15 protein-coding genes are annotated in these 20,613 nt (G+C 47.4%); 13 read left to right on the top strand and 2 right to left on the bottom strand.

Features of this window, described 5'->3' with window-relative positions; translation table 11 throughout:
* The first annotated feature begins 193 nt into the window (after nt 1-193).
* Nucleotides 194-1,408, top strand: a complete 1,215-nt coding sequence (locus TY10_RS11180; protein ID WP_042163277.1) for an MFS transporter — start codon at nt 194-196, stop codon at nt 1,406-1,408.
* A 12-nt stretch (nt 1,409-1,420) separates the two neighbouring features.
* On the opposite strand, the gene TY10_RS11175 is transcribed toward TY10_RS11180, so the two are convergent.
* On the bottom strand, nt 1,421-1,858 hold the full coding sequence (locus TY10_RS11175) for an Lrp/AsnC family transcriptional regulator (protein ID WP_042163276.1): 438 nt from the start codon (nt 1,856-1,858) through the stop codon (nt 1,421-1,423).
* A gap of 316 nt (nt 1,859-2,174) precedes the next feature.
* Between TY10_RS11175 and TY10_RS11170 the strand changes: the two genes are divergently transcribed.
* The 10 genes from TY10_RS11170 (at nt 2,175) to TY10_RS11125 (ending at nt 16,035) form a co-directional block, all read left to right on the top strand.
* Nucleotides 2,175-6,263, top strand: coding sequence for an S-layer homology domain-containing protein (locus tag TY10_RS11170; RefSeq protein WP_042163274.1), 4,089 nt, complete (start codon nt 2,175-2,177; stop codon nt 6,261-6,263).
* A 159-nt stretch (nt 6,264-6,422) separates the two neighbouring features.
* Nucleotides 6,423-7,442 (top strand): trypsin-like serine peptidase, encoded by a 1,020-nt coding sequence (locus TY10_RS11165; RefSeq protein ID WP_042163272.1) that lies wholly within the window; start codon nt 6,423-6,425, stop codon nt 7,440-7,442.
* A gap of 600 nt (nt 7,443-8,042) precedes the next feature.
* Nucleotides 8,043-9,470 carry an MDR family MFS transporter gene (locus TY10_RS11160; RefSeq protein WP_238327546.1) on the top strand — a complete coding sequence of 476 codons (1,428 nt, stop codon included), beginning with the start codon at nt 8,043-8,045 and terminating at the stop codon, nt 9,468-9,470.
* A 103-nt stretch (nt 9,471-9,573) separates the two neighbouring features.
* Nucleotides 9,574-10,764 carry an FAD-dependent oxidoreductase gene (locus TY10_RS11155; RefSeq protein ID WP_042163268.1) on the top strand — a complete coding sequence of 397 codons (1,191 nt, stop codon included), beginning with the start codon at nt 9,574-9,576 and terminating at the stop codon, nt 10,762-10,764.
* Between the two features lie 40 nt (nt 10,765-10,804).
* Complete coding sequence (locus TY10_RS11150; RefSeq protein ID WP_042163412.1) at nt 10,805-11,485, top strand: TetR/AcrR family transcriptional regulator; 681 nt, start codon at nt 10,805-10,807, stop codon at nt 11,483-11,485.
* Nucleotides 11,486-11,784: 299 nt separating this feature from the next.
* Entirely contained in the window at nt 11,785-12,054 is a 270-nt protein-coding gene (locus TY10_RS11145) for a CD3324 family protein (protein WP_042163265.1), read from the top strand.
* 210 nt (nt 12,055-12,264) lie between these two features.
* On the top strand, nt 12,265-13,239 hold the full coding sequence (locus TY10_RS11140) for an alpha/beta hydrolase fold domain-containing protein (RefSeq protein ID WP_042163263.1): 975 nt from the start codon (nt 12,265-12,267) through the stop codon (nt 13,237-13,239).
* A 289-nt stretch (nt 13,240-13,528) separates the two neighbouring features.
* A complete protein-coding gene (locus TY10_RS11135; protein ID WP_042163261.1) occupies nt 13,529-13,987 on the top strand; it encodes a hypothetical protein in 459 nt (152 codons plus the stop codon).
* 219 nt (nt 13,988-14,206) lie between these two features.
* Complete coding sequence (locus TY10_RS11130; RefSeq protein ID WP_042163259.1) at nt 14,207-15,223, top strand: daunorubicin resistance protein DrrA family ABC transporter ATP-binding protein; 1,017 nt, start codon at nt 14,207-14,209, stop codon at nt 15,221-15,223.
* Nucleotides 15,220-16,035, top strand: a complete 816-nt coding sequence (locus tag TY10_RS11125) for an ABC transporter permease (RefSeq protein ID WP_042163257.1) — start codon at nt 15,220-15,222, stop codon at nt 16,033-16,035. The genes TY10_RS11130 and TY10_RS11125 overlap by 4 nt, the downstream gene beginning before the upstream one ends.
* A 72-nt stretch (nt 16,036-16,107) precedes the next feature.
* Here TY10_RS11125 and TY10_RS11120 read toward each other — a convergent pair whose 3' ends face one another.
* On the bottom strand, nt 16,108-17,571 hold the full coding sequence (locus tag TY10_RS11120; RefSeq protein WP_042163255.1) for an MFS transporter: 1,464 nt from the start codon (nt 17,569-17,571) through the stop codon (nt 16,108-16,110).
* A 161-nt stretch (nt 17,572-17,732) separates the two neighbouring features.
* Between TY10_RS11120 and TY10_RS11115 the strand changes: the two genes are divergently transcribed.
* Nucleotides 17,733-19,391, top strand: a complete 1,659-nt coding sequence (locus tag TY10_RS11115) for an AraC family transcriptional regulator (RefSeq protein WP_042163252.1) — start codon at nt 17,733-17,735, stop codon at nt 19,389-19,391.
* Between the two features lie 131 nt (nt 19,392-19,522).
* A complete protein-coding gene (locus TY10_RS11110) occupies nt 19,523-20,485 on the top strand; it encodes an iron-hydroxamate ABC transporter substrate-binding protein (RefSeq protein WP_042163251.1) in 963 nt (320 codons plus the stop codon).
* Nucleotides 20,486-20,613 lie beyond the last annotated feature (128 nt).

Here is a 20,613-nt window from a genome sequence, read left to right as displayed (position 1 = left end):
GCTTTTATGCTGCTTATAAATCAATGGAGAAAGACCTATTAATAAGTAAAATTATAAGTTTTTATTCTCATTTGCCTTTATTACCAACTGTAAAATGGCAACTCCATTTTGTACACTTAGACTCAAGCAAAGCGAAGGCTTTCTTGGATGCCGGGTGCACCGATCCACTACTCATGTATAGGAGCTGCTTCAAATGAATATATCAAATAGTACTGGAATTTCGGGGACGGCCGCTGCTAATGCGGACACTGGCCGCCTTCCCTGGGCAGCATTACTTGCTTTAGCTATGGCCGCCTTCATCTGTATTTTCACCGAAACGATTCCTGCTGGCCTATTGCCGCAGATAAGTGAAGGCTTGGCTGTCTCGGAGGGGATGGCTGGGCAGCTGGTTACCTTGTATGCGATTGGTTCCGTGGCGGCTGCGATCCCTCTAACTACAGCAACACGAGGCTGGCGGAGAAAACCGCTTCTGCTAACGATTATGATGGGCTTCTTTCTATTTAATAGTGCAACGGCATTATCATCTACGATCACGATGATGCTGATTGCCCGTTTTTTTGCGGGCGTGTGCGGCGGCGTACTGTGGGGAATGGCAGCGGGCTATGCGCGGCGGATGGTGCCGGATGTGCTTAAAGGCCGGGCGATGGCTGTTGCGATGGTTGGTGCTCCGGTTGCCATGGCGCTTGGCGTTCCGGCAGGAACACTGCTTGGAACGATGACGGGCTGGCGTGCTGCGTTTGGTGTAATGTCGCTGCTCACCTTGCTGCTGGTAGCTTGGATCATTTGGAAAATGCCGGACTTTGCAGGACAGTTAGCGGAGAAAAGGCTGCCGCTTCCTAAAGTTTTCCTTATAAAAGGAGTTCGGCCCGTACTCGCTGTCGTTCTGATCTGGGTGCTTGCTCATAATATTTTGTATACCTACATCGCCCCTTATCTTGCTGGGGTTGGACTCGCCGGGCGAGTCGACCTGATTCTGCTTATATTCGGCGTTACATCGATCGCCGGCATTTGGATTGTTGGCATGTATATCGACCGGCAGCAGCGTTCATTGGTCTTGATCAGCCTTGCCGGCTTCGCCTTGGCCTCCCTGTTGTTTGGTATAGGCAGCAATCAGCCGTTGTTCATTTATTTAGCGGTTGCCGTATGGGGATTGACATTTGGCGGAGCGGGAACTTTGCTGCAGACGGCCATAGCAGAAGCCGCCGGCGATAGCGCAGATATCGCGCAATCGATGCTGGTTACATCATGGAATCTGGCTATTGGAGCGGGCGGCCTGACCGGCGCATTATTACTCGGAGTAATGAATGTTCGTTCATTTCCATGGGTGCTGCTCATTCTCATCCTGGCCGCTTGGCTCATTACGTATCAGTCCAAAAAATATGGCTTTACTACTAAGCAGACTAATTGAGAGTAATTGAGTTTATTCATCGAGAGAGAAGATCGGATTTTTATATTCCACAGGCGAAGACATCGCAATCAGAATGGAATATGTTCCGTATTTATCGCAGCTATTGCCGAACTCTTCAAGAGAGCGATTAGATTCTGTAATGACTTTCATTAAATAGTTGTGCTCGCCGCTGATGCGGTGACACTCGATGACATGGGGAGAGGTTTGGACAAAATCAAGAAAGGCGTGGCAGTCGCTTGTCCGGAAAAGCATAAATGCAGTGGTATGCTTTCCTGTTTTTTCATTCGAAATGATTGTACGGTACTGCTCGATAATGCCCTTCTCTTCCATTCGCTTTACTCGTTCGGTTACAGCAGGCTGCGATAGATTTACACATTTGCCGAGCTCTGTCATCGACATTCTCGCTTGATTTTGAAGATGAAACAGAATTTGTTTATCAATAGGATCCATAGCTGGGTGTCCTCCTTTGTATTTTCGGTAATATTCCGACATGTCTTTAAATTTAACCGTATAAAGTTAATTTAAATTTGATTATCTAGATTAAAGTGAAGATTTGATTAGTATCATCAACGAAAACCGCTTATTTGGCTACTATGTAAATGCTTGAATGCTGCCAGTGCTGAAATAACTCATTGCAGATAACCATTCTATGAATAGCAGGTTAATAGGATCAATTTTAATGTTAGCATGACTTGCTCTTAACCTTCCTATGACATTTCATTGCTAGAATGACTTGAATGTTTAGATTGGAGAGGGGTTTATCCATTTGAAAAAGATTAATCAGCGCTGGGTCGCGGCAGTTCTTGCGATAGCGATGTTCGTTCAAGTACTATGGCAGTTTGCAGGAACAGGTTATGCTGCTGCAGCAATACCGGCTAATACCGACAATTTAGCCAAAAATGTAGTCATCAGCCAGTTTTACGGCGGGAAGCTCAATGATACTGCCGACCTTTACGACAATGACTTCGTAGAATTATTCAATCCGACAGCAGCTCCGGTATCGTTAAACGGCTGGTCGATTCAGTTTGCGGATAACGGGCAAAACACTTGGAAAGTTGCGGCTCTTGGTACGCCTACAGACAGCATTCCGGCTTACGGCTATTACTTGGTAGCCTTGGGAAGCAACGGTATCGTTCAGAGAAGTCTGCCTGTGTCTGATGCGGCGGGTTCCTTCAAACTGGGCAATAACAGCGGCAAGCTGGCGCTGCTCAATACGACTCAGCCTCTAACCGTGAATAACCCTGCGAATGATGCATTGAAAGACAACATCATTGACTTTGTCGGTTACGACCCTGTAGTGGATGCTTATTGGGGCAGCCCGGCCAAGCAAGCCGGCAAGTCGAATACGATGCAGCGGCTCGTATTCGACCCGCTCGACCCTGCCAAGAACACAACGGCATTAGCGTTCCCGAATCGCGGGCACAACTGGGATACGAAGAATAATGGCAAGGATTTTGAGAAAGTAAACACAGGGGTTCCTCATAATTCCGCCAATTCTGCTGCATACGTCGTTTTGGGAGAGAGCCAAAGCATTCGAATGAACACAGGCTCTACTGTAGATCCCGCGAATAACAATCTCTACTTGACTGCATTCAATGGCCTTGTGAAGCAAGGGGGATGGGCAGCAGGCGATTTTACGGTAAATGGTCTGCCAGCAGGCCTGACTGCGACAGCTAGTGCTAACGGATCGGATATTGAGATTACGGTAGCGGGGCAAAGCTCGCAGAACGTGGATACCGACACTAACCTGACGGTCGATATTAATCCGGGGGCCTGGGATCAAGTCAACGCGCCGTCAGGACCGGTCGGTGTTTACCAGAAGACGAATACGTTAAGCTTGGTTAAATACACACCGTCTAATATCATTGCTGCTGCTCCGGATGCGTCCTCGCCGGCAATCCGCATGAGCGGTGCTAAGGCTTTGAACGCTGTCATTAAGCTGAATGTAACAGCTGGAACGGCTGTGAACGGTGAGCTGGATGCGGATGACTATCTCGTATCGGGATTGCCGGCAGGCAACTGGAGCATCTCGGCAGAGGGGGATAGCAGCGGCAATTCCATTACGATCTCCATCTCAGGCACGGCCGACTCTGCTGTCATGAAGACGGTACCGCTTACGATCATTTTGAATCCGGGCGCTGTACAGGAAAACGGCTTCCTGACTTCTGACCCGATTGGAATCAGCCTGCTTCGTTACAGCCAGCCGCTTCTTACGGATGAAGCACGGAAGCAAGCCGTAGTGCAAAGCATTATTGGGGACAATACATTCTTTAATGATGCCGTTACGAAAGAGTACAAATACAGCAGCAGTGCAATGGGAGCAAATGAATATACGTTTCTGCGCGGTACTAACACTTTATTTAAAGCGGACCAAGCCAGCAAACTTATCCCGTCTCCGGAATCTTTAATTGACGGGTGGAAGGATAAGGACATTCAGGTGTATACACAAGGCGATGCCCATATTCAAAACGTAGGGTCTTTCAACGACAGCACCGGCGAGATGGTGTTCAGTCTGAATGATGTGGACTCCGCCGGAATTGGCAGCTTCTATGATGATCTGATTCGTTTTGTAACGAGCATTTATGTTGTGAAATACGATAAGGACAGCTCTGGCATCGTGAACTTGCAGGACTCTGATTTCCGGGAGGTATCCCAAACGTTCCTCGAGACGTATAAAGATACGCTGATCGAGATTCATAACGACAACAGCAAGAAAGCAACCAAGCTGACGAAAAACAACGTGACGACTTATACGAAGAGCATGATGGACGGTGTATCCAAAGTGTCTTACGCCGAAGCGCTGCAAAAATTGCTGGGCAAACGGGCGCTCAACGGAAAATTGAATATCGCTGGCAATTCCGATAAGTTTGAGCTTGCGACAGAAACGGAAATTTCCGCACTGACAGCGGGCTGGGAAGCTTATAAAGCGCAGGTCAGAGGCCAGTTTCCGAATCTGAGCGATGAACAATTCAATCAATATTTTACAATTAAAGATATTGTGCGCCGTATCCATCAAGGCATTGGCAGTATCGGCGTTATGCGGTTCAACGTATTAATTGAAGGCCCAAGCGGCGCCAATACCGATGATATCCTGCTTGACGTGAAGGCGCAGACGCGGGATGCCAGCATATCGAAGGATGCATATCTGAAAACGTCGATCGATGTGGATTCGTACCTGGGCGCATTGGAAGCGTTGAATGCCTCATTCCTGGTCCGGGAAGTGTCGCCTTTCAAGGGAGATTACACCGATAAGCCTTTCAAAAACAAAGCGGAGCTGGAGCAATATTTGATTGATGCCGCTAAGGCATACGCTTATGCGGGTTCCCGCTTGAACAAGGTGTCCGATGAGCTTAATTACAAGTTTGAAGACCGCTTTGTAACCGACATCGTTCCGGTGTGGAGCGAGCTTGAGAACTTTATTATTAATGCGGCGGAAGACTATTCGCATCAGATTGTGGCCGACTTTGCACTTGTTAAGAGTGATATGCAGGCAGGGAAGCTGGTCGACGTATCGACACTTGATTCACTGTCTGTAGATACAGGTACGCTGAATCCGTCCTTCAATCCGGCTGTATCCAGCTACAATGTGTCGGTTGATTCAACAGTTAATGCTATCGCCGTTACAGCGAAGGCAAGCGATGCTAAAGCGGCTGTTACGGCGAAAGGCAGCCCCTACACTAGCGGCACCAGCCAGTCCTTCCAATTGTCCGAAGGGCAAAATGAAATTCCGTTTATCGTTACAGCGCGCAATGGTTCTACAAAAACCTATATGGTGACGGTGAACAAAGCTTCGTCGGCAACACCGACACCGTCAGCAACACCGACACCGTCAGCAACACCAACGCCGTCGGCAACACCGACACCGTCCGCAACACCAACGCCATCGGCAACACCAACGCCGTCGTCCACCCCGGCCACTTCCGGGAATATTCCTTCGGCGGGCGGTTACTTGTCCGTGAATGGAGCGGGCATTCAAGTTCCGGCTGGCGCCCTTGACGCTGGCTTCGAGATTACAGTAACGAAGGTGAGCAACACCTCCAGCCTGTTTGCTGACGGCAAGCTGAAATTGCTGGGCGAAGTTTACGAGATTATCAAAAACAAAGCAGGCAGCTTTGCTAAGCCGGTTACGATTACACTTAATTATGACAAGTCGAAAATCAATTTATCGAAATCGGATTTGGGCTTGTACTGGTTTAACGAAGACACGAAACAATGGATCTCATTGGATAATATTCAAGTGGATCAAGTGAACGGAAAAGTGTCCGGAACGGTAACCCATTTCACCAAATTCGCAATACTGATGTCGGATAAGCAAGAGTCGAAACCTCAGCCAACCGTGACATTTACCGATACGAAAGGGCACTGGGCGGAGTCAGGCATTAATGAATTAGTAGCGCTCGGTGCAATTACAGGCTATCCGAACGATACGTTCAAGCCGAATAACAAAATTACAAGAGCGGAATTCGTTACCATTATTACGAAAGCCTTTAATTTGCAGGGCTCGGCAGGCAAAGGGTTCACCGATACCAAAACGCATTGGGCAAAAGACGCTATCGCGACGGCTGCGTCGCTTGGCATCGTGAATGGTTATAGTGACAATACGTTCGGCCCGGACGAGTGGATTACCCGCGAGCAGGTTGCGGCAATCGTCGTACGCGCAGCAGGTATTGCAGCAGCAGAGAAGAGCATTACTTTCAAGGACAGCTCCAAAGTATCGCAATGGGCTAGAGCAGCGCTTGCGGCAGCTGCCGAGAAGGGAATTGTCAGCGGCTATACAGACGGTACAGTGAAGCCTCAAGGCAACACGACTCGTGCTGAAGCGGTGGCCATTATACTAAGAGCATTGCAGAATTAATGCTTGAATGAATCAGAGGGTGTCTCCAGAGCCATAGGCTTAAGAGGCACCCTCTTTCATTTGGATTATTAGGCTGAATTGCAACATAAGCTGCGGCTATTGCGTCATCTAGAAGCAGGAGTTCATTTAATATGTTGTACATACGGAGGGAAGTTAGTAATGGCAGTCAATCATTGGCTCAGGGGATCCGCCATTTTGCTGGCGTTATCAATAATAATCGCAGGGGCAGTGACGGCCTCAATCAAATCCGTTCATACGTCAGTATCTTCAGAAATTGCTGCAGGCGAGGCGGCTATAACCGATACTTCCAATGTGAATCCTAAATTTGACCCCAAAGCAGCCCTCGGTGTTGAAGTGCAAGAAAAGCTGAAGCATGCAGGCCCTGACGCTGTAATAGCCCGGAATTCATCCACCGGCGTAACAATCGTTACGGATCGAAAGCCGGTCCGTTCTGTAAACATATTTGGCACCGAACCTTCAACGCCTTCCAGTTCGGATGCTGTCGAAGAGGGATCTAACATATTCACTCCCAATCTAGTCATTGGAACCGATAATCGAAGCCAGATCACGAACGTCAATGCCTATCCTTATCGTGCTGTTGTATTTCTAGAAATTACTTACGCAAGCGGGGCAAAAGGAACGGCAAGCGGCGCTTTTGTGAGCAATACAGCTATTCTGACAGCAGGGCATGTCGTTTACAGCCAGAAGCACGGCTGGGCAACTTCTATTAAGGTCATACCCGGAGGAACACGCTCCTCCAATAAAACCGCAACTACGTCCGACGTACTGTCCGTTAATGCTTGGGTCAACAATGCGAATTGGGAATATGATTATGGCATGATTAGAGTTCCGGCAAGTTTAGGTACCGGGTATTTTGGCACAAGCGCTAAAAGCGATGCTAATTTAACCGGTAAATCCGTTTACAATTATGGTTATCCCGCAGACAAGAAGTATGGAACATTGTGGTATGATTCCGGAACGGTCGGCACGGCAATGGCAAGAAGGTTTCCCCACAATACAGATACCTCCTCTGGAAGCAGCGGCGGCCCTATAAGCCTCAATACCGATTATACCTATATCGTTGGCATTCATTCCGACTCATATAATTCAAGCTATAACATCGCTACGCGAGTGACAGCCGATGTTGTTGATTTCATCCAGACGAACACCAGCTGGTGATGAACTAATGTTCATCATCGATGAAAAGCAAGCCTTGTTCTCCTCATTTGTTACTGAGAGAGCAGGGCTTTTTCTATTCCTGGTTATCGTTACAACATTTTAACGAACATAGTTCTTTACGAACAGTGTTCGTTATGGTATAAATAAGAGGTCGACGTTAGCGATGAGCTTGAAGGAGGGCGATAATCCGCATAGGAGACAGCGAACCAGCTTCGCTAAATAACGAAGCTAACTTCGTTCGGCGATGGCTTTTATAGATGATGAAACAAAACAGCGAAGTTATTTTCGCTAATGGAGAACCAAGGTTCGCGAAGAGCGAAAATAGCTTCGCTCCAGTCGCAGGCACCCGCTGTAAAGGCTGGATTAGCGAAGAAAGGTTCGTAATAAAGCGAAGCTGGTTCGTTCGAGGCCAGTGTACAAGCGGCCAGCAGCGAATTGGTTCGTTCGAGGTATAAATACAGCGGGGCAGCAGCGACTTAGGTTCGTTCGACGCGCAAGCATACATCTGAGTGGCGAACTACTTTCGTCAACTAAACGAAGCTTAGCTTCTCGTTAAAGCAAGTTCATCTCGATTATGAAAAAGAAATGAGGTCGTTTGGTTTGAGTACACAAGCTCAGAGCGCTCCATCCGTGTTTTCGATGAAAAAGATTTTGCCGATTCTGCTTGCTGTGGCAGCGGGCATGTTCTTAATTATTTTAGACAGCACCATTATGAATGTGGCCGTTCCCAAATTGGTCAGCATCTTTCACTCAAATCTCGCTACGATTCAATGGGTAATTACGGCTTACACATTGGCGCTGTCCGCAGTCATTCCGCTCGCAGGGTGGTTTTCGGAACGGTTCTCAGCGAAGCGCATGTTTCTCATAAGCATTGTATTGTTCGTTATCGCATCGATGCTTTGTGCGCTGTCACAGACGCCGGAACAGCTGATTGCTTTTCGAATTTTACAGGCTCTAGGCGGAGGAATGGTCGCGCCTATCGGAATTGCGATGGTGTTCAAGGCATCGCCTCCAGACAAACGCGGTTCCGTGATGGGGATTCTTGGAATTCCAATGCTGCTGGCGCCAATTCTTGGGCCGATCCTGTCGGGCTGGCTGATTGAATTTATTAATTGGCACTGGATATTTCTCATTAACCTTCCCGTCGGCATTATCGCCTTTGCAATGGCGTGGCGCTTCCTGCCAGCCTCCAAGCCTGGCAAGGAAATGAAGCTTGATGTTCCAGGTGCATTGTTGGCACCAATCGCTTTTGCCTCATTAGTTTTCACTGTTCACCAAGCCGGTGAGAAGGGCTGGCTGAACGAATGGACACTGGGATCTTTGGTACTAGGCATCGTTGCTTTGCTGCTGTTCATCTGGAATGAGCTCAATCAGGAGCATCCGCTTCTTGAGCTCAGGGTATTCCGCTCCCGGACCTTTACACATGGCATCATTTTAGCTTGGATGAACCAAATTGCTTTGTTTGGAAGCATACTGCTGTTTGTACTCTATTTACAGCAGGCGAAAGGACTCTCGCCTCTGGAAGCCGGGCTATACGTTATTCCTCAAGCGATCCTGTCTACGATCGGGATTAATGTAGGCGGCAAGCTTTTTGACCGATATGGGGTTCGCCCGGTTGCACTCATCGGTATTTTATCTTTAACAGGAGCACTGTTCGCATTAACGCATATTACAGCCAGTACCGGCGCATTTTATATCATGTGCAGCTTCGCCTTTGTCGGGCTTGGCCAAGGTTTAACGATGATGCAGCTTAATACGCATGTGCTGAAATCCGCTCCGATAGAGCTTGTAAACCGGGTGACACCGATTACGACTTCAGCGCAGCAGATCATGTCTTCATTTGGTGTAACGATTACAGCCGCGTACCTGTCACATCAAATTCGGAATTTGCCTGAAAATCATACTGCTGATCAATTGGGACAATCATTTGGTCACACGTTCTGGATCACGGTATCCTTTGGAATCATTGCTTTGGTGCTTAGTCTATTTCTGAAAAAATCACAGCCTTCATCCAAGAAGCTTTCCTAACAATAAGAAGAAGTATGTTATTTATTTTTACCATTAACGAACATCGTTCTTTAAGAACGGTGTTCAAAATAACAAACCACATTACTGAAGGAGATGCATTTCTATGACAACAGGTACTCAAGAACAAAAACGGATTGCGATTATCGGAGCTGGCCCGGGCGGATTGACATTAGCTTTGCTTTTGCAGCGCTACGGCATACCAGCTGTTATCTACGAACGGGAACAGCAGGATCAAAGTCATGCAAGAGGCGGCACCCTGGATATTCATGAGGAATCCGGCCAAAAAGCGCTTAAAGAAGCTGGGTTGTACGAGGAGTTCCAAGCTCTAGCCCGTTATGAGGAAGAAGATTTCCGCATTGTGGATAAAACCGGGAAGATCTATATTGATGAAGAACCGGAACCGGAACAGCTGGAAGCAGAGCAAACAGGCGGGCGTCCAGAAATTGACCGGGGTGTTCTATGCGATCTGCTGCTGCAAGCCATTAATCCCGGAACGATCAAATACGGGTATAAGCTCCATAAAGCAATTTCGCTGGAAAATGGCATGACTGAGCTTCATTTTGAAAATGGCGAGGTTGAGACGGTTCATCTCTTGATTGGTGCAGACGGCGCATTCTCCCGGGTTCGTCCATTGTTGACGGATATCGATGTCGAGTATTCAGGTCTTACAATGCTTGAGCTTAACATATTGAACGCGGCTGAGAATCATCCCGAATTGGCGGCCTTCAACAAACGCGGCAAGATGTTTGCTCTGGATGATAACAAAGGCATTCTCGGCCAGCTCAATGGAGATGGACGAATTAAAGTATATGCCAGCTTTAAGGCGGAAAGAAATTGGCTGGAGACAAGCGGTATTCCATTCGATCAGCCCCAAGAAGCCAAGGCGCAGCTGCTGGAGATTTTCCATGACTGGGATGAGCAGCTCAAAGACTACATTCGTTACGCTGAAGATGCCATCCTGCCAAGACGTATTTACATGCTTCCAATCGGCTTCAAGTGGGATCGCAAGCCTGGCGTTACGCTGATCGGAGATGCGGCTCATGTTATGTCCCCTTTTGCAGGTGAAGGTGTGAATATGGCGATGTTTGACGCTTTGGAACTAGCGCTTGCTCTTTCCCGGAATACAGATGATTTTGGCAAAGCGATTGCGGAGTATGAGGAGATTATGTATCAGTTTTCGGCAGAGAAGGCCCGGGAATCGAATGATAACCTGCAGCTCACTTTCTCAGAGGATGCCGCTGCCAATCTTGCTGAGCTAATGAATTCGATTCATGAGCAATTTGCTCAGCAATAAAGATGTTGAATTTCTCACTGCGCTATATTATAAAGAGAATATGAACAATACAAATCGGGTTATCGTGAGTCGCCGGGACCGTCCGGCCAAAGATCCTCTTAGCCGTGAGCTTATCGTTAGAACCGCCTATGAATTACTGAAGGAGCAAGGCTTGGCGGGCATGAGTATGCGCAAAGTGGCCAAAGCTTTAGATACAGGGCCATCTTCGTTGTATGTATACGTTAATAATTTGGAAGAGCTAAACTCCTATGTATTGGATTTCGGGTTAGGTGAACTGGTACTGCCTGCTTCCGGAGAAGGCTCCTGGAAGGAGCGATTATTCGAAGCATTGAGCTCGTACTTCCTTCTATTGATCGAGAAGCCGGGTCTTGCGGAAATTTCATTTTCCACGATTCCTCGGGGTGACAAATATATGGAGCTGATCGAATACATTCTTACTGCCCTGCATGAGGGCGGAGCCAGTCCGAAATCTGCAGCTTGGGGAGTAGATCTGCTGCTGCTGTATGTGACTTCCATAGCATTCGAGAAGAATACCTGGAGGAAGAATGGGACGATGCAGCCGTCCGATATCAAAGAAACGTTTAAAAATGCGGACCCGGGCCGTTTTCCTTTCATTAGCAGTCTGAATGACCAAATGTTCTCCGAACAAACCGATCTCAAGGAACGGTTTAGATGGGGTCTGGAAGCGACTTTGCACGGTATTCAGCTCAATGATAAGTAACGCACAGCCCATAAAAAGAACAGCTGATCCCGGTCAGTTGTTCTTTTTGTTATATCGATGCCGTTTTCATTTTTTTGCGGGAATTATGCTATAATTTGATCATCAAAAAGGGGGTGCTTACTGATGGACAATCTCTTAAGATTATCTGGTACTGCTTCCACTCATGCAAAGCCTATTATTAGAAAAGCTATACTTTGCATGGGGCGAAACGTTTTACTATAGCGCTGAACGAATGAGCTTTCCTAATAGTTTGGCTTTGCACCTTATTTTTCACTATCAAAATAAGGAGCGGGCAACCCATGAAATATACGAATGCATCAAAGGTTTTACCGGAAGAACTGATTATCGAAATCCAGAAATACGTGCAAGGGGAGACGCTTTACATTCCTAAGCAGCAGACGGAATATAAACATTGGGGCAGCCTGAGCGGCGGAAGACGGATGCTGGATCAGCGGAATAACGCCATTCGGATGGCCTTTATGAATAACAAGAGCATTGAGCAATTGGCAGCCGATTATTTTCTTTCCACCGACACGATCAAAAGAATCGTTTATTCCCATAAAAAGTAAGGAAACACACTGGTGAGAGCTTTTCATCAGTGTTTTATTATGTCAATATTGATTCTAAGTCATCTTTATCATTTCGAAGAGTTATCACGCTCCTTACAATAGAAATGTGACGATAGGCGAGCTGGGGCATAGGGCATCCCCGGAATAAAACAAATGGAAACAGGCAAATAATGAGGTTGGATTCAACAAGAGAGTGAGGCAACGATAACGATGAATGAGCAACAAAGCAGAAGCAGACATCTGATTGATCCGGAAATTGTGAGTGCAGTTGATTTAATACCAACAACCGATCTTACCTATTCCAAGCTAATTGAATCACGCGAAAATCAGTCGAAGATGATGGCACAGCAAATCGATATAACGGAGAAGTTCCCAGTTACCCTTGAAATAAAGACTGTAGCCAGCTATTTTGGCGGTCTGGCAATTCAAATAGAGATTATTAAGCCTAAGCAGTCCAAGTATGATAAGCTGCCGCTCTACTATTCTATTCATGGCGGCGGGATGGTTATGGGAAGTCCGGCGGGCGAGCGTACCAATAATGCCTCGCTTGCGGTAAAGCATGGTTTCTGTTGTGTATCGGTGGGTTATCGCCTGGCGCCGGAGCATGCCCAGCCAAGCCAGCTGCAGGATTGCTATTCAGGTCTGAAATGGTGCATCGAACACGCAGAGGAAATAGGAATCGATAAGGAGAAGGTTGCTCTTGCTGGAACCAGTGCCGGGGCCGGATTAGCAGCGGGCGTAGCCTTATATATTCGGGATCAGAAGGAATTTCAGATTCATCATTTGCGGCTCATAAGGCCAATGCTGGATGACCGTACGAGTGTGGCGCCGGATCATCCCTATGCAGGCGAGTATATTTGGAACAACCGAAGCAACTATTTTGGCTGGAAATCGGTATTAGGCCATGAGCCTGGTCAAGAAGAGGAAAGCGAGTATTACGTGCCTGCCCGTGCAAAATCATTAGCCGGCTTGCCGCCGACCTATATTAATATAGGTACAGTTGATTTATTCATTGATGAAGCTCTGCTCTTTACGAAGCAGTTGACCTACGACGGTGTCTTAGTAGAGCTGCATGTATACCCAGGGTATCATCATTTATCGCCGATGTTCCCGGATGCGCATTATTCGAAAGAAGGCGCCCGGTCAAGCGAGCATGCGTTATTGAAAGCTTTGGAGCTGCTGTAATTTGCACAATATAGAAGTGAAACGACAGCTATTAATGAGCCTTGGGGAACTTATGACAGAGGATTTGACGTGCTATTTGGCACGTCTTTTTCTATTAAGAAACAACAATTAGTTCAAATTATGGATTGTTTTTAACTTGGTTCTGTTTACACTTGGTGTTGATTTAAGCCATCAGACAGTTAGTTCCAATATGTGTTAAAATAATTCGTATGACGTTTTAATTGTGGGAGTTGATTTTCTGCGAGCCATCGTAGATTATGTAAACCGATTTCTTAGAAGGAGGCAACAAATGGATAGTGGCCTCCTATTTAAGCATATTTATCTATATTATGATGAAAAGGGAACCGAAGCCTTTCTTGTACCAAATGGATGGCATGAGAAACTAGGAGTTGTGTTGATTGATATTGTTGAAAGTATTCCTTTGCCTTTTTTAAAAGAGGAGTTATTTCAAGCAGTAATAAGAACCTTAAACAATTGTTTTGCAAAACAACCTCCTGAATTTCCTACAAAAGATAACGCTATACCGAGTAAGCTAGGCGGCAAGAATTGGGCTGCTGCAACGAGAGGTAAGAAATTAATCGTTATGTATTGGTCCAAGGATGAAGGGTACATCGTATATCCTACAAAAAGAGAACATGGTGGCAGTTATCAACATTTGACTGATAAAGGAATTTATCTTGGAAAAGAACTTAAATCTGAGGCTTTGTTAAATGCTGTACAAGTAAGTATAGATTTATCGTTACGGTAGGTATGGGTAATACTATTGACTGCTAAGTCAACTTAAATAAATAACATAACAAAGAGAGAGTATCCATTACACACTATGGATATTCTCTCTCTTTGTTTCGTTACATATTGGGGCTTTTATTTATTCTGAATGAATACGCTCACTTTCCGGATCGTTTAAATTCAGTTTAAAAAGCGGAGTTAGGATGGCATTAAATTCAGAAATATTGGAGGAATTGCAATGGGGCAAATTCAGACGAAAAGACTGGAGCCGAACAACGGAGATTGGGCCGTTGAGGCGCATGGTCTTGTTAAAATGTTTGGCGACAATCGGGCGGTCGATGGCGTTAACTTGAACGTGCGGGCGGGCTCGATCTACGGCGTACTGGGGCCAAATGGCGCCGGGAAGACGACGACCATCCGCATGCTGGCAACCCTACTCAGACCGGATGCCGGTAAGGCGCGTATTTTCGGGCATGACGTGGAAAAGGAGTCACAGATCGTCCGCCAACTGATTGGCGTGACTGGGCAGTATGCTTCGGTCGATGAGTCGCTCAGCGCAACTGAAAATTTGATTATTTTCTCGCGGCTGCTGGGGCTGGGGCGGGCAGAAGCAAAGCGCAAGGCTGCTGATCTGCTCGAGGAATTTGGATTGTCCGAGGCGGCGAAGCGGCCGCTCCGCAATTTCTCCGGCGGCATGCGGCGACGGTTGGACTTGGCTGCAAGTCTTATTGCGCAGCCTCCGCTCATTTTCCTGGATGAACCAACGACAGGCCTTGACCCGCGTACACGCTCTCAGATGTGGGATACGATACGCCGGCTGGTAAAAACAGGGTCAACGGTTCTGCTTACCACGCAATACTTGGAGGAAGCCGATCAGTTAGCTGACCGGATTGCCGTTATCGACCGGGGGATAGTCGTAGCCGAAGGGACGGTAGACGAGTTGAAATCGTCAGTTGGCACTTCATCGCTTCATCTGAGCGTCCAGCATCCGCTGCATATTGAGAAAGCCCGCCAGATCGTGGAGCAAGTTCTTCAAATTCAATCTGTCGTATCTCCCGAAGCGGGTAAAATTACAGCACCGATGGCTGATGCCGATCTTGTAACAGATCTGCTTATCGCCTTGCGGACGGCTGGAATTTCCCTGGCGGAGATGAGCGTTCAGAAACCAACTCTTGATGAGGTATTTTTATCCATTACAGGCCATGGTGCCACAGATGCTCCGGCATCCCGCGAGAAGGAGGAAGCCACAGTATGAACAGTACACAAGTAAATGCTGCAGCGGACCGCAAATTGAAAAACCATACGAGCTTTGGCCAGGCGGTGCGTAATTCTTTAACGATGGCTTATCGAGGTGTACTGAAAATTCGGCGTACACCGGAGCAGTTGTTCGATGTTACGCTCCAGCCGATTATTTTCACCCTCATGTTCACTTATATTTTTGGCGGGGCTATCTCTGGGGATGTATTGAGCTATCTGCCGGTCATCATTCCCGGTATTCTTGTACAGACGGTCATTACAACCTCCATTGTGACAGGTGTTCAACTGCGCGAGGATATGGATAAAGGGGTATTCGACCGGTTCAAGTCGCTTCCGATTGCACGAATTGCTCCGCTTGCGGGTGCGCTGCTCGCAGATACGATCCGGTATACGATTGCCACGGTGCTGACCTTTGGCATGGGGTACATTATGGGCTACCGTCCTGAAGGCGGACTTGGTTATGTAGCGCTTGCTGCACTTCTTGTCATTCTCTGTTCTTGGTCGATCAGCTGGATCTTCGCCTTCTTCGGCGTCATCGCCCGTACAGCGTCCAGCGTTCAAGGCATATCGATGATTGTGCTGTTCCCGCTCACCTTCCTGTCCAACGCTTTCGTGCCGGTCGACACGATGCCGAATTGGCTGCAATGGTTCGTCAACATTAATCCGATCTCACATCTCGTATCGGCAGTAAGGGAATTAACGAATAACGGAACCGCAGGCTGGGATTTAGGCATTTCCCTGATTGGTGCAGCAGTTATTGTTGCCGTGTTTGCGCCCATCACGGTTCGCGCTTATATGCGCCGGACGTAGAGTAGGGTCTGGATAATAAAAAAATGAGCCTCATCCTTATTAAGGATTGGGGCTCATTTGTTTTGTTGAATATTACTCGTTAGTCAACATCTGTTTTCTTTGTCTGCCAAGAACAGCAATAACGGCAAACAGCAAGAGCACGAGGCCGGTAAACCTGAACCCGTCGATGATACCGAGCGACAACCAGCCTAATACGGAAGAGCCCGCAACGACGCCCAACGAGAAGAATGCGTAGAAGTAACCGTAAGCTTTGCCCCGAAGCTCTGCAGGCACAGCTTGTATGAGCAGCGTATTGATTGACGGGAACAAGAAGGCGAAGCCGACTCCGTAAAGACCAAGTACGATGTACAGCGTTAAGGTCGTCGTCGATTGGCCAATCAGCAGCTGACTGATTCCCATTAAGCCGATGCCGATAGCCATGGTCCAGGAGGACGCAACACGATCAAATATTCTGTTTGTTGGAAGGACGAAGATCAGTACCGCAATAATCCCGAACGTACTCATCAGCGTGCCGCTTAATCTGGAGTCATAGCCCAGTGTCTGAATGTGCAAAGGCAGCAAATAAGCGATGACGCCTTGCGAGAACATTAAGAAAAAAGCGCCGCTATAAGCTTTGATTACACCGGAATTAAACAACGAAGCCGACGATGGAGCGGAAGCAGATTGCTGCTCTTTTTTCGGTATTTTATATTTGCTGAGAAAAATAGCCGACAGAATAGCGAGTGCCAGCCCTAGTGAGGCTACGCAAATAAACACAAAAGGAACAGAAGTCTTGCTTGCCATAATTCCGCTGAATGCAGGCCCGATAATAGCAGCAAGTCCTACAAACGTACCGGTAAAAGCAACCTTTTTCCCCTGTTCATCCTTTTTGGTCGTATTCGCAGAGAAAGTAAATGCCGCGGGAACGATTAAGCCGGCGACAAAGCCGTGCAGCAAGCGAACGACAATTAGGAAGGATGGCTCCTCTACAAATTGATAGAGCAGCAGAGCGCCGCTGGATAGCAGCAAGCCGGCCATTAAAATTTTGAACGGCCCGATTTTGTCGGTCATAATACCGGATAAAATATTGCCGATCGTATTGGACAACGAATAGAGCCCGATAACAAAGCCTGCTACAAACGAGCTTGCGCCGACGGATGCGGCAAAGGTGCTCATAACCGGCAGCTGCGAGAACAGATCAAAGAAGGAGAAGAATACGATGCTGTACACGAGCAGGCTGTAGTTGAACGGCTTTATCGAGTACCTCGTCTGTGCCTTCTTGAGCTGCCAGTCCAGCAGAAAGTTGCCGAAAGGGACGAAGGCTGCGGCAGCCGCTGCCGCTGGCCAAAGCAGGTTCCAGTTTACTCGTAAAGCTGAATATAAGATCGTCAGCGCATAAAGACTAAAAATGCCTCCGTGAATGCTTCCAACAATGGTGACCGCTTGCTCGATGCCCCAAATATATTTCAAGGGCATAGCGATACCAAGCAAAACTAATAATGAAATGCCGTCTAAAAGTCCAGTAATACGTAAAAGGTAGATGGGATGTGTCCGCACTTGAGCTGCTCCTAATTTATATTCACCAGCCCGTTCTGAAAAGAGCCAGCTTATCCATTATAATAGAGGAAAACGTTCCGTGCACCCTTATACGGCCTTTAGACAAGAATACGTCAAAAGAATGAAATACATTCACACTTAATGGTTATGGAGGCTTATTTGTGAACAACAGGATTGTCCCGGAATGGGAGGCGTCCCACTTTCCATTATATACAGCTGACAGCATTCATTCGGTCTACAGCACCTCGAGCCGTCCGCTACATCACATACATGAGCACTTATCGGTATTGATTGCCATCGTCAGCGGCAAAGGCAGCCTGAAGACAAGCGATCAAGTGTATGAGGTGACGGAAGGCAGCGTTATCTTGCTTCCGGCATACAGCGAGGCGGAGCTGACCGCAAGTTCCGCGCATCCGCTTCATGCGTACACGCTGGCCATCCGTGCGCGGGAGGGAGCAAGCTCCCTGAATGCGGGAGCCATGATGCAGAAGAGCGAGGCGGCCTCCAATTCCGTCGTTTATTTTCTGCCCAATGAACCGGCCATTGCAGCTCATGTGGAGGAACTATATGTCCACCGGCTTCCTGAGAATGAAATCCGCCATGTGCAAAACCAAATTATATTTCATCAGATTATATTGCAGCTGTTGCAGGGGCAGGAGGCCAAGTACGCGGGAAGCGAGCAGCCTTCTATGGAACGGAGCATTGCCTGTTTGGAGAACCATTTCAGCGAGAAAATAACGCGCGAGCAATTAGCCGAAATCGCGGGCGTCAGCAGCTCGCATTATTCGATTCTGTTCAAACAAATGACCGGCTTCTCGCCAAGTGATTATTTGTCGCGTCTTCGTGTTCACCGGGCCAAGGAGCTGTTAATTGGCGGATCGGGAACGCTTAGAGAAATTGCGTTGAAAGTCGGCTATAAGGATGAATTTTATTTGAGCCGCCGGTTCAAGCAGCAGACTGGAGCTTCGCCTTCAGGCTATAACCGCAGAAAGTTCGAGCGTGTAGCAGTACTGCTCTCGCCCTACGCCAGCCATTTGCTGCTGCTTGGGCTGGAGCCGGCTATCATCATTTCCGACAGCAGCGAATACGTCCATACATCAGATTTGCAGCCGCCGCAGTCGATCACCTTTATCAACATCAATAGTTCCATTGAACAGGTGAAGTCTCTATTGCTCGAAGCTGATATTGAACTAATAATCGGAGCTCAGGAGCATCTGGATTTATCCGGTTTCCATGCGGAGCATTTACGGGCTATAGCACCTGTTGCGGAAGTATCCTGGATGGATATGGGCTGGAAGGAGCATTTACGCATTATTGCTCAGATTATTCAACGGCAGGAGCGGGCCGAGCAATGGCTGGCGGAATTCGAGCTGGAGGAACAGGCGGCTCGTTCACTTGTCAAGCAAAGCAAGGCAGTGAATGAGACGATAACGATCGTTGTCATTAAGCCGGAGCAGCTATTTATTTATGGAAACCGCAATTTTGGTTATGTGATCTATCAATCACTAGGTCTTAACCCCCCGGCAAAGGTTAAGCAGCAGATGGACAAGCTTGGAGACCGGTTTCATTCCATACCCGTTGACCTCTCGGAGCTTGGAGAATACGCGGGAGATCGGATGCTTGTCATTATTTTTCCCGATATAAAAGGCTCGATTGAGCATTCTGAAACGGTATTCAAGTCCGGTCATTGGGAGGAGCTTCCAGCTGTACGGCAGGGGAACGTGCATGTGCTAGATCTGGATGAGTGGATTCCTTACAATCCGATTTCCATTCGTCTGCAGCTGCAGCGGGCTGTCGGCTTATTTACGGCCAATCAATAGTGCAAGTCAATTCTCCAACAAAAAGGCATGGTTCAGCGATGAGGGTATCCCTATAATTGGTGTAAGAAATGAAAATGATAATTATTTTCATCAATTAATAAGGGACAATAGAAAAGGGAGAGACTCATCGTATGAAAAAGCTTGCCGTTCCATTTATTCTGGTTTTTGTTATTATTCTGAGCGCTTGCGGCGCCAACCAAGCGAACAAATCAAATAAGGATGCGAATGCTGCATCTTCACCGGCACCTACAGAAGCGGCATCCCCGTCTAATGAAGCTGCTACTTTTACTTATCAGTCGGAGACAGGTCCTGTTGAAGTTCCGACTAATCCGCAGCGTGTCGTTGTCATTACCCGGTTTTTGACCGGTAACGTTATGGCGCTGGGCGTACCTCTTGTAGGCGTTGATGAAATGTCCAAAGAAAACCCTAATTTCAAGGATAAGCTGGCAAATGTAGAAGCGGTAACGGACGAAAGCCTGGAGAAAATCATGGAACTGGAGCCGGATCTGATTATCGGATTGGACGGTATTAAAAATATCGATCAGCTCAAGCAAATCGCGCCAACTGTCATTTACACTTACGGCAAAGTCGATTTCTTTACCCAGCAGCTTGAAATCGGCAAGCTGTTGAACAAAGAGAAAGAAGCGCAGGCTTGGGTGGATGATTTCACTGCCCGTTCGAAAAAAGCCGGAGAAGAGATTAAAGCGAAGATTGGTGCGGACGCGACAGTGTCGGTTATCGAGACCTTTAACAAACAGCTGTATGTGTACGGGGACAACTTTGGCCGCGGCACGGAAATTTTGTATCAGCAGTTTGGTTTGAAAATGCCGGAGACGGTAAAGGAAGCGACGAAAACAGACGGCTACTTGGGCTTGTCGACGGAAATTTTGAACGAATACGCCGGTGACTATGTCATCTTCAGTAAAAATGCCGAGGAAGACAACACGTTCCAAGACACCAAGACGTACAAAAGCATCGAAGCTGTAAAAAATAATCATGTCTATGAAGCCGATGCGAAAGCATTCTACTTCAATGATCCAATTAGTATGGAATATCAGCTTCAGTTTTTCATTAAAAGCTTTCTTGGCCAGTAGTCTGCCCTATGAATAATAAAGATTAACGGGTTCCGTCGAGGCACAAATGGACGGACTCGAATAAACGCTCTTGTGCGTATCCGAAAACCGGGTACGTGCAGGGGCGTTTTGCTGTTCATCATGTAAAG

It is taken from the genome of Paenibacillus gorillae (assembly GCF_000513275.1).
GTDB classification, from domain to species: domain Bacteria; phylum Bacillota; class Bacilli; order Paenibacillales; family Paenibacillaceae; genus Pristimantibacillus; species Pristimantibacillus gorillae.
The sequence above is the reverse complement of the archived record's forward strand: the minus strand, read 5'-3'. Positions and strand labels throughout refer to the sequence as shown.

What these genes read in the sequence shown, in the direction of transcription:
- TY10_RS11180 (WP_042163277.1), top strand. Translation starts at nt 194, where the DNA reads ATGAATATATCAAATAGTACTGGAATTTCGGGGACGGCCGCTGCTAAT.
- TY10_RS11175 (WP_042163276.1), bottom strand. Translation starts at nt 1,858, where the DNA reads ATGGATCCTATTGATAAACAAATTCTGTTTCATCTTCAAAATCAAGCG.
- TY10_RS11165 (WP_042163272.1), top strand. Translation starts at nt 6,423, where the DNA reads ATGGCAGTCAATCATTGGCTCAGGGGATCCGCCATTTTGCTGGCGTTA.
- TY10_RS11155 (WP_042163268.1), top strand. Translation starts at nt 9,574, where the DNA reads ATGACAACAGGTACTCAAGAACAAAAACGGATTGCGATTATCGGAGCT.
- TY10_RS11150 (WP_042163412.1), top strand. Translation starts at nt 10,805, where the DNA reads ATGAACAATACAAATCGGGTTATCGTGAGTCGCCGGGACCGTCCGGCC.
- TY10_RS11145 (WP_042163265.1), top strand. Translation starts at nt 11,785, where the DNA reads ATGAAATATACGAATGCATCAAAGGTTTTACCGGAAGAACTGATTATC.
- TY10_RS11140 (WP_042163263.1), top strand. Translation starts at nt 12,265, where the DNA reads ATGAATGAGCAACAAAGCAGAAGCAGACATCTGATTGATCCGGAAATT.
- TY10_RS11135 (WP_042163261.1), top strand. Translation starts at nt 13,529, where the DNA reads ATGGATAGTGGCCTCCTATTTAAGCATATTTATCTATATTATGATGAA.
- TY10_RS11130 (WP_042163259.1), top strand. Translation starts at nt 14,207, where the DNA reads ATGGGGCAAATTCAGACGAAAAGACTGGAGCCGAACAACGGAGATTGG.
- TY10_RS11125 (WP_042163257.1), top strand. Translation starts at nt 15,220, where the DNA reads ATGAACAGTACACAAGTAAATGCTGCAGCGGACCGCAAATTGAAAAAC.
- TY10_RS11110 (WP_042163251.1), top strand. Translation starts at nt 19,523, where the DNA reads ATGAAAAAGCTTGCCGTTCCATTTATTCTGGTTTTTGTTATTATTCTG.